Origin of the sequence: Rhodoferax ferrireducens, from assembly GCF_049302455.1 — a bacterium.
GTDB classification, from domain to species: Bacteria; Pseudomonadota; Gammaproteobacteria; order Burkholderiales; family Burkholderiaceae_C; genus Rhodoferax; species Rhodoferax ferrireducens_B.
The window spans coordinates 65,615-79,874 of record NZ_JBAQMD010000027.1 but is presented as its reverse complement, the minus strand read 5'-3'; the positions used below and the strand labels follow the sequence as shown (position 1 = coordinate 79,874).

At 58.4% G+C, this 14,260-nt stretch carries 12 protein-coding genes and 1 pseudogene; 7 read left to right on the top strand and 6 right to left on the bottom strand.

The features are described from left to right. A pseudogene (locus WA157_RS04735) lies at positions 1–115 on the top strand (IS5/IS1182 family transposase); the annotation flags it as partial. A 19-nt stretch (positions 116–134) separates the two neighbouring features. On the opposite strand, the gene WA157_RS04730 reads toward WA157_RS04735, so the two are convergent. Continuing rightward, the gene (locus tag WA157_RS04730; RefSeq protein WP_422619868.1) at positions 135–1,181 is read right to left on the bottom strand and encodes a TRAP transporter substrate-binding protein; all 1,047 of its coding nucleotides are present in this window, start codon (positions 1,179–1,181) and stop codon (positions 135–137) included. A 123-nt stretch (positions 1,182–1,304) separates the two neighbouring features. Further along, entirely contained in the window at positions 1,305–1,736 is a 432-nt protein-coding gene (gene tnpA / locus WA157_RS04725) for an IS200/IS605 family transposase (protein WP_422619867.1), read from the bottom strand. Between the two features lie 51 nt (positions 1,737–1,787). Between tnpA and WA157_RS04720 the strand changes: the two genes are divergently transcribed. Further along, positions 1,788–2,081: a tyrosine-type recombinase/integrase gene (locus WA157_RS04720; RefSeq protein ID WP_422619866.1), complete on the top strand. Its 294-nt coding sequence runs from the start codon at positions 1,788–1,790 to the stop codon at positions 2,079–2,081. A 9-nt stretch (positions 2,082–2,090) separates the two neighbouring features. Continuing rightward, entirely contained in the window at positions 2,091–3,287 is a 1,197-nt protein-coding gene (locus WA157_RS04715; protein ID WP_422619865.1) for an IS91 family transposase, read from the top strand. Between the two features lie 522 nt (positions 3,288–3,809). Here the strand turns inward: WA157_RS04715 and WA157_RS04710 are convergent. The 4 genes from WA157_RS04710 to WA157_RS04695 all read right to left on the bottom strand — a co-directional run bounded on the left by WA157_RS04710 (position 3,810) and on the right by WA157_RS04695 (position 8,384). Then, positions 3,810–4,385: a hypothetical protein gene (locus WA157_RS04710; protein ID WP_422619864.1), complete on the bottom strand. Its 576-nt coding sequence runs from the start codon at positions 4,383–4,385 to the stop codon at positions 3,810–3,812. Between the two features lie 784 nt (positions 4,386–5,169). Beyond that, the gene (locus WA157_RS04705) at positions 5,170–5,622 is read right to left on the bottom strand and encodes a hypothetical protein (protein ID WP_422619863.1); all 453 of its coding nucleotides are present in this window, start codon (positions 5,620–5,622) and stop codon (positions 5,170–5,172) included. A gap of 219 nt (positions 5,623–5,841) precedes the next feature. Continuing rightward, positions 5,842–7,140, bottom strand: coding sequence for a lytic murein transglycosylase (locus tag WA157_RS04700; RefSeq protein ID WP_422619862.1), 1,299 nt, complete (start codon positions 7,138–7,140; stop codon positions 5,842–5,844). A 302-nt stretch (positions 7,141–7,442) separates the two neighbouring features. Continuing rightward, positions 7,443–8,384, bottom strand: coding sequence for a LysR family transcriptional regulator (locus tag WA157_RS04695; protein WP_422619861.1), 942 nt, complete (start codon positions 8,382–8,384; stop codon positions 7,443–7,445). A 98-nt stretch (positions 8,385–8,482) separates the two neighbouring features. On the opposite strand from WA157_RS04695, the gene WA157_RS04690 reads away from it, so the two are divergent. The 4 genes from WA157_RS04690 to WA157_RS04675 all read left to right on the top strand — a co-directional run bounded on the left by WA157_RS04690 (position 8,483) and on the right by WA157_RS04675 (position 14,178). After that, positions 8,483–9,571 (top strand): tartrate dehydrogenase, encoded by a 1,089-nt coding sequence (locus tag WA157_RS04690; protein ID WP_422619860.1) that lies wholly within the window; start codon positions 8,483–8,485, stop codon positions 9,569–9,571. Positions 9,572–9,667: 96 nt separating this feature from the next. Further along, positions 9,668–10,648, top strand: coding sequence for a tripartite tricarboxylate transporter substrate binding protein (locus WA157_RS04685; RefSeq protein ID WP_422619859.1), 981 nt, complete (start codon positions 9,668–9,670; stop codon positions 10,646–10,648). An 18-nt stretch (positions 10,649–10,666) separates the two neighbouring features. Then, positions 10,667–12,676: a tripartite tricarboxylate transporter permease gene (locus WA157_RS04680; protein WP_422619858.1), complete on the top strand. Its 2,010-nt coding sequence runs from the start codon at positions 10,667–10,669 to the stop codon at positions 12,674–12,676. Positions 12,677–13,011: 335 nt separating this feature from the next. After that, positions 13,012–14,178: a mandelate racemase/muconate lactonizing enzyme family protein gene (locus tag WA157_RS04675; protein WP_422619857.1), complete on the top strand. Its 1,167-nt coding sequence runs from the start codon at positions 13,012–13,014 to the stop codon at positions 14,176–14,178. The last annotated feature ends 82 nt before the right edge of the window (positions 14,179–14,260 follow it).

The window sequence follows — 14,260 nt, the reverse complement described above, 5'->3', positions numbered from 1 at the left end:
GCTATTGGTGCGGTACGAGAAACTTGACCGCAGCTTCCTGGCCCTCAACCACTTGGCCGCATCAATCATGACATTCAGAAAGATCAAGTTGGACATAAACATTATTTACGGATAAGTTCTAAATCTGCGTGTCTCTAGCGAACGGGAAACTTTGCGTTGGCTTCCTGCGCGATAGCCAGCAGCTTGCGCCCGTCGTTACCGGCTCGATTAAGGTATTTGTCGTGCACGGGCTTCGCGGCTTTAACCCATAGCTCGTGCTCGGCAGGCGTGAGAGTCTGGATGGTAACTCCGAGCTTGGCAATCTGTTCGATAGCATGCTGATCTACCGCTTTGACCTGGGCACGCGCTTTTTGTTGGGCAACCACCGCCGCTTTGGTGATTGCGGCTTGGACGTCCTTCGGCAGGCCACTCCACCATTGGAGGTTGGCAGCAGCCGGGTTCGTCCCGAATAAGAAAGAGGCAGCGGTAGAATACTTGACCACCTCGTAGAGTTTTTTGTCATAAACTGAGGAAGGACCGGTGATGAACCCATCGATTGTGCCCCGCTGAGTGGCCTGGTACATTTCATGGGCACTCATGGTTACGGGCGAAGCTCCCAGTTCCCGGATAAAGTTGCTAAGTTCCACACCTACTCCGCGTAGACGCAGGCCCTTGAAATTGGCAGGCAGCTTTACCGGCCTGTTCGCATAGAACTCAAATACGCCAAAGGGGGTAAAGCCAAGCAGTTGCATGCCTAGCTTGTTGAGCAAGGCCTGAAATACGCTGCGCCAGGCATCGTCGTGATCTTCTGCATACCATAGGGCTTCCCAGGAGTTCCAAAGCAAGGGAAGCATGCCAATCTGGCTCGCGACTGCATCAGGGGAATTAGCGAGCGCAAGAGTGACCTGACCAATCTCGATGGTGCCGGTACTGACGGCATCGGGAATCTGCATGTCAGCGAACAACTGACCGTTCGGGAACGTGCGTGTCTTCAGGCGCACAGAGGTTGTTGCGGTATTTTTCTCGATCTCCTGGGCGAGGGTTTCGAAGAACTGCCCGATCGGATGGGTCTTGAGCGTGTTGTAGACAATTCGTATGGTGGCCTCTTGCGCCTGCACGGACGCTGGCGTCAATGCAGCGATGGCTCCTGCGGCAGACAGGGCGCCGACAACACGGCGACGAGAAAATAGGTGGCGATTCATATGCTAAGTCTCCAAAAATCCCCCGGCAAAGCCGGGGGTTTTCAAAATTGTGAGCCGCTCAAAGCGGCTAAACGGGGTCGCTAACGCGGCCCCAACTCTTGGCGCCACCGAAACGGTGGCAATCTATCTCCACAGCCCAAGCTGTTCCAGACGCTCATCTTCTCTCTCCTGGTGCCGGATGTAGTTGCGGATCACTTCCTCATCTCGGCCCACCGTCGAGACAAAATACCCTCGCGCCCAGAAGCTTTGCCCTGTAAAGTTCCTGCGTCGCTCCCCATACACCCGGGCCAAGTGAATCGCACTCTTGCCCTTGATATATCCCACCACGTTGGATACCGCATATTTCGGCGGTATCGAGATCATCATGTGCACATGGTCGGCCATCAAATGGCCCTCCTCGATCTGGCTCTCCTTGTGCTGGGCCAGGCCTCGAAACACTTCTCCAAGATGCACTCTCAATTGTCCGTACAACACCTTGCGTCGATTCTTCGGTATGAACACTACGTGGTACTTGCAGTCCCACTTCGTGTGGTTTAGGCTTTCTATCTTGTCCATCCAGTTTTTTCCTTTCGTTTGCTTGGCGGCTCACGATTGGAAGTTTCTGCGATGGACATCCATACCAATGCAAATGTCAAACTTCTACTGTCACCCCGGCACAGCCGGGGGATTACCTATTGGATTCACGAAGCAGCCCTGGTGGCAAGAATAGACAAGCGCGTCTCCATGCACACGCTGCGCCACAGCTTTGCCACGCACCTGCTGGAGCAGAAGGTGGACATCCGGGTGATACAGGTATTGCTCGGACACAACCGGCTGGACACCACGGCGCAGTACGTCCAGGTGGCCACCGACATCCTGCGCGAAGTGATCAGCCCACTGGAGACCTTAGAGCCGGCGTAGGGACCTTCCGTGGGGCGCCTCGCTCTGGAGGTCGCCGACATCTTTCGTACCCACGGCCCGGCTTGGCGTAATGGCCAGCAGGGGCACCTGAGCCTGGGTCAACTCAAGGTCATGTCGGCCATCGAACAGTGCCGCAGCGCGGCGCTGGGGGGGCACCTGTTGCACTGCCAGGCGTGCGAGCACGGCGAGATTGCGTACAACTCGTGCCGCAACCGGCATTGTCCCAAGTGCCAGGCCAGTGCGGCCAAGCGGTGGCTTGATGCGCGTCAGGCCGAACTGCTGCCGGTGGACTACTACCATGTGGTCTTCACCTTGCCCGCACCGATCAGCGCGATTGCCTATTACAACAAGGCGGTGATCTACCGGCTGTTGTTTAAGGTGGCAGCAGAAACACTGATCACCATCGCAGCGGACCCCAAGCATCTGGGCGCGCAGATCGCAGCGACTTTGGTGCTGCACACCTGGGGATCGGCGCTCACGCACCACCCGCATGTGCACGGCATCGTGCCCGGCGGCGGTCTGACCAAGGACAGCCAGAGTTGGGTCGCGTGCAAACCGGGCTTCTTCCTGTCAGTGCGCGTGCTCTCTCGGCTGTTTCGCCGGCGCTTCCTCGAAGAACTCGAACTGGCGCATCGCGCCGGGCAGTTGCAGTTCTTCGGCGAGTACGCCCACCTCAGCGATGCGATCTCCTTTGTCAAATGGCTGGCGCCGATGCGACGCTGCGAATGGGTCGTCTATGCCAAGCGCCCGTTTGCTGGTCCACAGGCTGTGCTGGCCTATCTGTCGCGCTACACCCACCGGGTCGCCATCGCCAACTCTCGACTGGTATCGATGGACGAGCGCGGTGTCACGTTTCGCTGGAAGGATTACCGGGACAAGGGAAAGACGCGCAACAAGACCATGACCCTTGAGCCAGACGAGTTCATGCGCCGCTTCCTGCTGCATGTTCTACCCACCGGCTTTCACCGCATTCGCCACTATGGATTTATTGCCAACAACGCTCGCAAAGAGAACCTGGCACGCGCCCGTGAGTTGCTCGATGTCGCACCTGTTGCAGTTGCCGACGCGAAGAACACCGACGAGCCAGTTGAACTTGTGCGACCGACCTTCGTCTGCGCGCGCTGCGGCGCGCCAATGATCATCGTTCAAACGTTTATGCGCGGCCAGGCCATTCGGGCACCGCCTTATGAACAGGCTGCACCATGAGCGCAAGAACTTCGAAATGGTCAAACCGCCTGCCGACTCGGCATCCGTCAGAGTCGGCTTGGGTAAGCTTTGCTACAGCGAGCGAAACCGAAGTCACCTGTTCAACGCACCATCAAAGAAGCTGGCGTATCAACGCTGGCGCGCGTCATCTGAGCAATCTGGTCGCTAGCTTGAGCGCCACAATCGCGACATCAAACCGCACTGTGGTTCTTCAAATCCCCATAGCTGTGTAGATCACTCCGACAGCCGCGGTACTCGCCGCGGTTTCCTCCCTCGCGGCTTGTACGACGCCCTCCCTTTGTTGCTGATCGGGGCGACAACAGCTCGCCGCCGCGGGCGGGCATCCTACAACCCTAAACGAAAGCGGGTCTACAGAGGTTCAAATTGCCTGCCCGAATCCTGACATTGGCATCAGTAGCCAGACAGTCAGCTGTGTCGCCACGACTTCAACCAATTGGGTACCCGTACTCGACCAGGAGCGAGCGCTCGTTGCCGACTGCTTTGGGGTGAAACCAAAGGCTGTCAAAAGAAAGTATTCGCTGAGAACTTCATCTTGCCCGACTGAAGTAATTGCTCAAACTGGGCGCGCCTACTGCTAGGAGCGTTGATCAGGAACGCGCAGGCAACTGGGGCAAACGCTTCTATGGCATCGATGGGCTCGGAATAGACCAAGCCCTTGCGCGCGACTTTCATCACATCGGTCACGTTGTTGATGGCTCCCCATTCGATTTTTGGAGTCAGCGTATGACTGAATTTGTTGCGCACCGAATTGACGTTCTGAATAGCGGGCCTCACGAATGCCGCCGCTGAAAGCCCATCCTTCAGGAACTTTGTCTTCTGGCCGAATGTAAGCCTGAGTTCCTCCAGATTGTCGATCTTGTATTCCGCCTTAATGTGCTCGTTCATGTACTGTTCGATCACAAGGTGTACGCGCAGTATTCGTCCTATAGCGTTGTGGTCCGCAGAAAATACCGCATCAAAGCGATCAATCTCGACTTGTGCCTCCTTCGACATTTCGTCCATGATCGGCGCAAACATGTCCAAGAAGGCCTTTTGAGCCTCAAGGCTTAGCGCGTTGGCTGGGGTTGTGTCGTCCATGGTGCGCTTCCTACGGTTGTGTCGTGATCGATGAGATGATCTTAATCGTTGAGGGACATCATCTTGCGACCGGACGTGAGCGCCGGGTCGCCAACGTAGGATGGCGTACGTTGGCCGTCAGCAACGGGCACCCAGGAGTCAGCGGCGTCGGACCGGTTTACGGTAGCCGAAATGCTCACCTTGGTAAGTTCAGACGCTGCTTGCTCCAATCGTTGTGGAAGATGCTGTAAAGTTGTTTACGACTTTAAATCGACATGTTGTCAATTTGCCACGCCGCTAACCCGCATGAATGCTAGGTGCCTGTTTACGACTTTAATTGCTCAGAATAGTTGATTGAAGAAAATAAAGTCCGTCGGGCCTACGCTTCTTGATTGACCACGCATCGATGAGCCGATTCACAATTCACCCAACTCTGAATGAAACGCTCTGAGGTGAAAAAAGGCCAGTTGTCGGTCCGGTCGATGGCCGAGATAGGTTTTTCCGAAATCAGAGCCACACAGCCGGCCTCAGTCTGATCTGGCTACTCATCACAAAAGCGCTGTTGATCATGCTGACTACTGAGCCACAGGCTCTTTTCCCACAACCTCCCACTGCCGAAATTTTCCGCAACGCTCCAACAGCCAGGCTCAGCTGCAGCGCTGACGACTTTCAGCAACCAACAGCCAAAGACCTACCGCCACACCGCAACGTCAGTCGATGGCCCTCAGGATACTGTGAACATCAGGGTGCCCGAACATAAATTTCCCCAGCAAGATTGCACTGCGCGCTTAACTTGCATCCATCGTTAATTGCGGTATGGATTGTTCGGGAGGCGGTCGTAGCGATTGCGAACACCGTCGCCGTCACGATCGCGGTCCTGCCGGTTCATGACGCCATCGCGGTCGAGATCACCGTAAGGACCATAACGGCGTGCCTGGCGCCACTGATTGCGCGGGCCGCCCGGATCGTAGATGTTGGCGATGCCATCGCGGTCGTGGTCGCCGTAAGGGCCGCGGCGTTGCCAATGCTGCCCGTCATTGCGTCGACCATCGCCGTGGCGCCGATAGTAGTCGGGCGCGGGCGTGTAGAAAGGCAGGGGTTGCACATACACAGGTGCCGGCTGCACGTAGACGCCTGGTACCTGCACGCCGATGGAGAAGTAGACATCGCTACGGGCGTGCGCCGTTGAGGCCGCAGCGAAAGCGCCAAGTGCAACCGCAACTGCTGCGAGCGATTTGATGGAAATGAGATGCTTCATGAAAAACTCCTGGAGTTGGTATGGATCACATCTTGCGCGTCCGTGTATGAACGCAAGCTGAACCGATTCAAGAAGATCTTGAGCAGCGTGGAGGTCAGCGCCCGGCAGCACAATGTCCACCTGCGCCCCACCCAAACTTGGCCGACTCGTGACGGACGAGGCGCGTGCTGCAGGACAAGAACTCGGTACGGAACTGCCTCAAGGCGAGGTGCCGTCCGGTCACTGCAGGCGCTGCAGAAGGTCCAGGGTCGGATAGCCGTCCGCTGGCAGGCCCAGGCTGCGCTGGTATCGACGAACGCCGCGCTGCGTGGCCGGGCCCATCATGCCGTCGGGCGTGCCGCTGTCCAAGCCTCGTTCGTTCAGCGCCGTCTGCAGCGCCAGCAACTGGCTGCGTGAAAGTAGCTGCAAATCGCGCGGCCAGGGTGTCTGCACCGCGGGACCGTCGGCCAACCGTTGCGCCAGCAGGGCGACGCCGAGCGCATAGCTGGTCGAGTTGTTGTAGCGCAGAATCGCGCGGAAGTTGGGTCCGACCAGGAAAGCAGGCCCGCGCGCGCCGGCGGGAAGCAGGATCGAACTGTCGGCCAAGGCCGGCAGCGGCGCACCGTCCATAGCCTGCACACCCTCGTCCGTCCATTGGGTCGTCGGCTGTCGAACGTCGGCGTCGGCGCGCGCGTAGTCGAAGCCCGGCGGCAAGCGCACCTCAAGCCCCCACGGCTGGCCGACCTGCCATCCGGAGCTCGCCAGGAAGTTGGCGGTCGAAGCCATCACATCGGCGAGGCTGTTCCAGATATCGCGTCGGCCGTCGGCATCGGCATCGACCGCATAGGCCAGAAAGTTCGATGGCAGGAACTGCATCTGGCCCATCGCGCCAGCCCACGAACCCATCATCTGCGCGCGGTCGATGTCACGATTCTGCAGGATTCTCAATGCTGCGAGCAACTGGCCACGCGCCCACTCCTCGCGTCGGCCCTCGAAACCGAGCGTCGCCAAGGCATCGATGGTCGGAATATCGCCCACAAAACTGCCGTAATTGCTCTCCATGCCCCAGATCGCGACGAGGACCTCGGCCGGGACGCCGTAGCGCGCTGCGATGGGCTCGACAACGGGGCGCAGTTGCCCCAGCTCATCCTGGCCACGGGCGATGCGCTGCGTCGACAGCGCGCTGTCGAGGTAGTCCCATACCGTGCGGGTGAATTCGGGCTGCGCGCTATCCAACTCGATGACGCGGGGGATGAAGCGCACGTTGTCGAAGGCGTCTTGGAGCGTGGCATCAATGATGCCGGCGGCGCGTGCGGTGGTGCTGAACTCGAGCACCCAGCGGGCAAACTTCTGGCCGTGTTCGACATCAATGGATTCGGTTGGCGTCGGGGTGGCGCCGACCGTCGAAGCAGGCGGTGCCTGGGTTTCGACCGATGGTGCGGAGGCGCAACCCGCAAGCGCGACGATCGTCAGCAAGGCGGGAACAAGCCAGCAGCGAGCTGACACTGAAAAATGGGATGGTATTTGCATTCGCTCCATTCTCGTCGTTCTAGGGGACCAGAGTGATTTGACGCCCTCGGCACCGACGACGTTGCGTTGAATGTACGGTCACTATTGTTCATGGTGTTGCCGCCGATACAGGTTTGAGCAGGCTTGTCAGAAATCAGTGGTCACCTGCTCATGTGCCTTTTTTACTCAATGTCTTTATCTTCAGTGCCGTCAATCTGCTCTGGTGTCACGCTCTGGACAAAGACGATGGTTTTGGCAGAGAGCTCTGGAGTGCTCAGCACGACGCTGGCCTATCGACGGGTAAGCAGTTATGCGCTTTGCGCCCCGCAGAGCTACTTGGAAAAGCCCATGGCCAGCTCTTGCCCCAGCGGGGTTGACGCAGAAAAAGCGGCAACCAAAAAGTCGACAAAAACACGAACCCGCGCCGCGGTTTGAAGCCGTTGTGGGTAAACCGCATGAATATCAGCAGGCGGTGTTTGCCAGTTCTTTAGGACTTGGCGCAAGCGTCCACTGTCCAGGTATTTGGCAATATCCCATTCCGCACGCATGATGACGCCGTGACCATCAAGCGCCCAGTTCAGCGCGGTCTCGCCGTCGTTGGTGCTCAAGGTTCCGCGCACCTTGACAGTCTCGGTGCGCTGGCCTGAGCTCAGATGCCAAATGCCGTAGGCCTCGTCACCCTGGCGAATGCAAATGCAGTTGTGCTGTGCCAGGTCATTCGGCACTTGCGGCGTGCCCTGTCGGGCCAGGTAGGAAGGAGCCGCGCAGATCAGCCGGCGGTTGGCCGCGATGCGCCTCGCTATCACCCGTCCCTCTGGCGGCTCGCCAAAACGAATGCAGATATCGAATGCGTCTTCACTCAGTGGTGGTGGATTGACCGTGAGCTGCAGTTGGACCTGCACTTCCGGATAGAGCTTTGCAAAGTCTGAAATCAATGAAGCGACGTGGCTGCGTCCAAAGCCCAAAGTGGCGTTCACGCGCAGCAGGCCTTTAGGCGCGCCAACTGAGTTCGACACCAACTGCTCCATGTCACCAATATCGGCGAGGATGCGGCGCGCGTGTTTCAAGTACACCTCACCTTCGGGTGTGAGTCCCATGCGCCGTGTCGTGCGATTGAGCAACTGCACACCCAACCGCGCCTCCATCTGGGTCAGCCGCTTGCTTGCCGCCGGGGTGGTTATATCGAGCTCGCGCGCAGCATTCGAAAAACTCCCGAAACGCACCAGCAAGCTAAAAAAAGCCATCTCGGAAGGAGCGGAAGTGGGCGTAGACATTAGTGAATCAAAGTAAATACTGGCTTGACTTTAAAGCCGTTCATTAAATGCTGCAATGGGTACATTGCGACCACACCACAATTTATTTAGGCGACGTTATGAAGACTTACAAAATTGCCTGTATTCCAGGTGATGGGATCGGAAAGGAAGTCGTGCCAGCAGGGCAGACCGTACTGGAGGCACTGGCGGCGTCCAGCAACGCGTTCAAGTTCGAGTTCGAGAACTTCGGCTGGGGCGGAGATTGGTACCGTGCACACGGCGCCATGATGCCAGCCGACGGACTGGACGCGTTGCGCGGCAAAGATGCGATTTTGTTTGGCTCCGCAGGTGACCCGGACATCCCTGACCACATCACACTCTGGGGCTTGCGTCTCAAAATCTGTCAGGGCTTTGACCAGTACGCCAATGTGCGCCCCACCCGCATCCTGCCTGGCATCGACGCGCCGCTGAAACGCTGCAGGCCCGAAGACCTGGATTGGGTCATCGTGCGCGAGAACTCGGAGGGTGAATATTCGGGTGTGGGTGGCCGCGTCCACCAAGGCCAACCGATCGAAGCCGCCACCGATTTGTCGATGATGACCCGCGCTGGCGTCGAGCGCATCATGCGCTACGCCTTCAAGCTGGCTCAGTCCCGTCCGCGCAAGTTGTTGACAGTGGTCACCAAGTCCAACGCGCAACGCCATGCCATGGTCATGTGGGATGAGATCGCGGTGCAAATTTCAAAAGAGTTTCCCGATGTGACGTGGGACAAAGAACTGGTGGACGCCGCAACGGCCCGCATGGTGAACCGTCCGGCCACACTGGACACCCTTGTTGCGACCAACCTGCATGCCGACATCCTGAGTGACCTGGCCGCGGCACTGGCTGGCAGCCTGGGCATCGCACCCACCGCCAACATCGATCCCGAACGCCGCTACCCTTCGATGTTTGAACCCATCCACGGTTCAGCCTTTGACATCATGGGCAAAGGCTTGGCCAACCCGGTCGGCACCTTCTGGTCAGTGGTGATGCTATTGGAGCACCTGGGCGAGTTGGAGGCCGCCAGGCGCCTCATGCAAGCCATCGAGCAAGTCACCGCCAACCCGGCCCTACACACCCGTGACCTGGGCGGCAAAGCCACCACAACCGAGGTGACGCAGGCCGTGTGCAGCCAACTGGCCAAAAGCTTTAAGGGCAAAGGCGCCTGACATCAGGAGTAACTGAACTGATTTGTAGACGTCATCTTTCAACGGCTCACGGTTAGAGCCATCATTTTCCAACAATACATACGACAGGAGACAGTCATGAGCAAATTCAATCTTCGCGGGTTTCTTTCAACAGTGGCTATCGGCGGCGCCCTTGCCGCCGGCCTCGCCTTCACCGGCAACGCAGCAGCACAAAGCTATCCCAGCAAGTCGATCAACTACATCCTTCCGTTCAACGCAGGCGGCGAGTCCGACATTTCGGCTCGCTTCCAGCAGTCGGTGTTCAAGAAGATCGCCGGTGTGGACATTGTCATTCAGTACATGGATGGTGCAGGCGGCGCACAGGCCTGGTCGCAGCTGAACTCAATGCCGGGAGACGGCTACACCATCATGGGCATCAACCTGCCGCACACCGTGCTGCAGCCGATGCAAAAAGATGTTGGCTACAAAACGGACGATCTGACACCGGTGCATTATTTTCACTACACGCCGGATGCCATTTTTGTGCACAAGGACAGCCCGTTCAAGACGCTCAAAGATCTGATTGACTTTGCGAAAAAGTCGCCTGGCATGGTGACCTTCAGCGGATCTGGCTCCAACTCCTCCAACAACCTGGCACAGGTGCGGTTTGACGAACTCGCAGGCATCAAGTCGACCTACATCCCTTACAGTGGCACAGGGCCGGCGGTCACGGCCATTCTGGGCAAACAAACGATCGCAGGTTTTAACTACGCCCCTTCTGGCATCAGCCAGGGTGAAAAGATGCGTATGCTGGCCGTCGCAGCTGAAAAGCGCATGCCGGCCTTCCCGGCTGTGCCGACTTTCCGTGAGCTTGGGTTTGATCTGGTGGGCGGCGCCTACCGCGGTCTGTCGGTTCCCAAATCCACGCCCGAAGACATCCGGCAAAAGTTGTCCGACATCATCAGCAGCATCGATGCAGATCCGTCGTTCAAGAAGAAGATGGAGGATGGTGGTTTCGTTTTGACCGACATCACCTACAAGGACATGCCCAAGTTCATGAGCAGCAAGAAGAAAGAATACGGCGCTCTGGCTGAAAAGCTTGGCATCAAAAAGCAGTAACTGCACAGGTCAGCTGCAATGGAAATACTCGGCTACCTGATCGATGCCCTGACACCCTTTAACCTGCTGTTGGCACTGGCTGGGGTGGCGCTGGGCACCATCATCGGAGCCCTGCCGGGCCTGTCGGCGACGATGGCGGTGGCCATTCTTGTGCCATTCACCTTCAGCATGGCGCCGGCATCTGGGCTGATCGCCTTGGGGGCCATCTACACCGGGGCCATTTATGGCGGCGCCTTTTCAGCCATCCTTGTCAATACCCCGGGCACCCCATCGTCGATCGCCACCACCTTCGACGGTTACCCAATGGCCAAGCGGGGCGACGGCGGTCTGGCGGTGACATTGGCCACCTTGGCCTCGGTGTTCGGTGGACTTGTGGGTGCCGTCACCCTGATGCTGCTGGCGCCGCCGCTGGCCAATGTCGCGCTGCTTTTCGGACCGTCTGAATACTTCTGGATGGCGATTTTCGGGCTCACGCTGATCTCGTCTCTCTCCGTCGGCAACACCGTCAAGGGCCTGATCGGGGCTTGCCTTGGCCTGCTGTTGTCCACGATTGGCGTGGCGGTGGTGGGGGGCGACGTGCGCTACACCATGAACTCGCAGGTACTGCTCGGCGGTATCGACATCACCTCGGCATTGATCGGCTTGTATTGCATTCCCGTCGTCATTGACCTGGTCGCCACCAAGGCACCGCATCTGTCGGTACTGGAAGATGCGCGCGGATACCGGCTCCCGGAAGCGATACGCATCACTTGGGCGAGCAAGTTAAATTTGATGAGGAGTTCGGTGATTGGCACGGCCATCGGGATACTGCCTGGTGCCGGCGGCTCAATTGCGGGCCTGATCGCTTATTCTGAGGCGCGTCGATCATCGAAGCATCCCGAGCGGTTTGGAACCGGTGAGCCGAACGGCGTTATTGCCACCGAATCGGCCAACAACGCCACCGTTGGCGGGGGCTTTATTCCGACCCTGGTGCTTGGCATTCCCGGTACCCCGCCGGATGCCATCATCCTGGGTGCCCTGCTGGTACAGGGCATCAAGATTGGCCCCAGCCTGTTCAACGAACAAGGGGGCATTGTCTATACCTTCATGTTTGGCCTGCTCATTGCAACCATCCTGATGCTGCCAGTTGGCCTCATCCTGGGACGCTACGCCTACAAATCCATCGTCCGCATCCCGAAGTCGCTGCTGGTGCCGACGGTTGCCTTTTTGACCATTCTGGGCAGTTTTGCGATCCACAGCAATGCCCACGACATGCAGATGATGTTTGTGCTGGGCGTGCTGGCGTGGATACTGCAGCGCTATGGTTTCGCGCCTTCCCCGATCGTGCTGGGGCTGGTACTGGGCCAGATCGCCGAGCAGGGCTTCGTGCAGGCCTACCTGATTGGCAACGCGCAGAACGCCGTTGTGGGCATGTTCTTCGGGCGGCCGCTGAGCATGGCCATCATCGCGTTTGCGCTGCTGACCCTCTTCTATCCGCTGATCACCAGTCTGCTCAGCCGGCGGCGCGCGTCGTCGCTGGTGGAGACGACCGATACGGTGGTCAAGACCGCCAAGGCGGTGCAGACGAAGTACCGTGACGTTCCCGCGATCATCTTCAGCGTCTTGTTCGTTGGCCTCGGCGTGCTGGCCTATGTGCAAACCAAGGACATGTCCCCAATGGGTTCTATCTTCCCCGGCACTTTGTCGGCGGCGCTGATCCTGCTGTCGATCGTGCTCACGGCCTTTCAGATCGGCCGACCGGCGGCACCCCGGCCAACAGCTGTGCCCGGTGAGGTGAAGCCTTCGGCAGCGAGGAGATTTGCGATCATTGTTGCGATGGCGTTGTGGGCGCTGTGGCTGCCGTCAATTGGGTTTTTTGTCACCAGCCTGGTTGCCTTCCTTGTTCTGACGGCTATTGCCACGTTTGATCGGCCCAGCCCCCGCGCGATGGCCACGTATGCGGTGGTCGCCGTCGTGATTGTGGGGGCCTTTCAATTGTTGATGGATCTGGCATTGGGATTGCGGATGCCTGCAGGACTGCTTTTCTGATCGATATCAACACCCCGCATGCCGGACCTGGGCGGAGACGCTTCGACCACGACGATGGGCGAGGCACTCGCGGCGCAGATTACCAGCTGACGCACCATCAAGCGGCAGTCTGGTCACCGCTCAGGCCAGAGATAAGTCAACTGCACGCTAGAAGGCTTCGGCCGCTGGTGGCCAAGGCCTGAAAGTCAAGGAGCCAAGAAAGATTCATACCGGTGCTTTGAGGGCATACAAGAATTGAAAAGCAGCATTGGACAGTCAGGGTCGCGATGACGATCATTCATCTGTTCCGGCGTTGTGTCGCCACCACTTCAATTATCTGCCAAAGGAGTTACCCAGTGAAGATTACAGCCATCCGTGAAGCTACCAAACCCATCAAATCCGACATCCGCAACGCGTACATCGATTTTTCAAAGATGACACTGAGCTTGGTGGCGGTCGTCACCGACGTCATCCGTGACGGCAAACCTGTGATCGGCTACGGTTTCAACTCGAACGGCCGCTACGGCCAGGGCTCGCTGATCCGCGAACGGTTCGCCCCGCGCATCCTCGAAGCGTCCCCAGAGAGCCTGGGGGACGACAGCGGAAACAGCCTCGATCCCCACAAAATCTGGACAACCATGATGACCAATGAAAAGCCCGGCGGTCATGGCGAGCGCTCGGTTGCAGTGGGCACGATTGACATGGCGGTGTGGGACGCTGTCGCCAAGATCGAAGACAAACCACTTTACCAGCTGCTTGCTGAACGCTATGGTGACGGCCGGCCCAAGCGCAAGGTCTTCGTCTATGCGGCCGGCGGGTACTACTGGCCCGGCCAGGGGATTGAAGGGCTGGAACGCGAAATGCGCAGCTACCTTGACCGCGGATATTCCGTGGTGAAAATGAAGATTGGCGGCGCATCTCTCAGTGAAGACTGCAAGCGCATTGAGGCCGTGCTGAGACTGTTGGGACCTGGCCAGAAACTGGCCGTGGATGCCAATGGCCGATTCGACTTGAAGACTGCCGTCGAATACGCCAAGGCGCTGTCGAACTATGGCCTGTTCTGGTACGAGGAAGCCGGTGATCCGCTTGACTATGCCCTGCAGGCAGAACTCGCCCAGCACTACGCCGGGCCGATGGCCACCGGCGAAAACCTCTTCTCTATGCAGGACGCGCGCAACCTGATTCGCTACGGTGGTATGCGGCCTGACCGTGACTGGCTGCAGTTTGACTGTGCTCTGAGCTACGGCCTCGTGGAATACCTGCGCACCCTGGAGATGCTGAAAGCGCACGGCTGGTCGGCCTCGCGCTGCATCCCGCATGGCGGACATCAGATGTCACTGGCTATCGCTGCAGGTCTCGGCCTTGGCGGCAACGAGTCGTACCCCGACTTGTTCCAGCCCTATGGTGGCTTTCCTGATGGGGTGAAGGTCGAAAATAGCTACGTCACCTTGCCCGAGCTGCCCGGCATCGGCTTCGAAGGCAAAGCAGATCTTTATCGCGAGATGAGTGCCCTTGCCAGCTGACCGGTAGTTGCAACTTGACCGCATGCTCGCAAAAAGGATGCGTGGGTCGCGCCAAATTGCGGAGCATGGGTCAAAAGTGGGT

Excerpts from the sequence above, each read along its gene's own strand:
- WA157_RS04730 (WP_422619868.1), bottom strand. The coding sequence starts at position 1,181 with ATGAATCGCCACCTATTTTCTCGTCGCCGTGTTGTCGGCGCCCTGTCT.
- tnpA (WP_422619867.1), bottom strand. The coding sequence starts at position 1,736 with ATGGACAAGATAGAAAGCCTAAACCACACGAAGTGGGACTGCAAGTAC.
- WA157_RS04720 (WP_422619866.1), top strand. The coding sequence starts at position 1,788 with ATGGACATCCATACCAATGCAAATGTCAAACTTCTACTGTCACCCCGG.
- WA157_RS04710 (WP_422619864.1), bottom strand. The coding sequence starts at position 4,385 with ATGGACGACACAACCCCAGCCAACGCGCTAAGCCTTGAGGCTCAAAAG.
- WA157_RS04705 (WP_422619863.1), bottom strand. The coding sequence starts at position 5,622 with ATGAAGCATCTCATTTCCATCAAATCGCTCGCAGCAGTTGCGGTTGCA.
- WA157_RS04700 (WP_422619862.1), bottom strand. The coding sequence starts at position 7,140 with ATGGAGCGAATGCAAATACCATCCCATTTTTCAGTGTCAGCTCGCTGC.
- WA157_RS04695 (WP_422619861.1), bottom strand. The coding sequence starts at position 8,384 with ATGTCTACGCCCACTTCCGCTCCTTCCGAGATGGCTTTTTTTAGCTTG.
- WA157_RS04690 (WP_422619860.1), top strand. The coding sequence starts at position 8,483 with ATGAAGACTTACAAAATTGCCTGTATTCCAGGTGATGGGATCGGAAAG.
- WA157_RS04685 (WP_422619859.1), top strand. The coding sequence starts at position 9,668 with ATGAGCAAATTCAATCTTCGCGGGTTTCTTTCAACAGTGGCTATCGGC.
- WA157_RS04680 (WP_422619858.1), top strand. The coding sequence starts at position 10,667 with ATGGAAATACTCGGCTACCTGATCGATGCCCTGACACCCTTTAACCTG.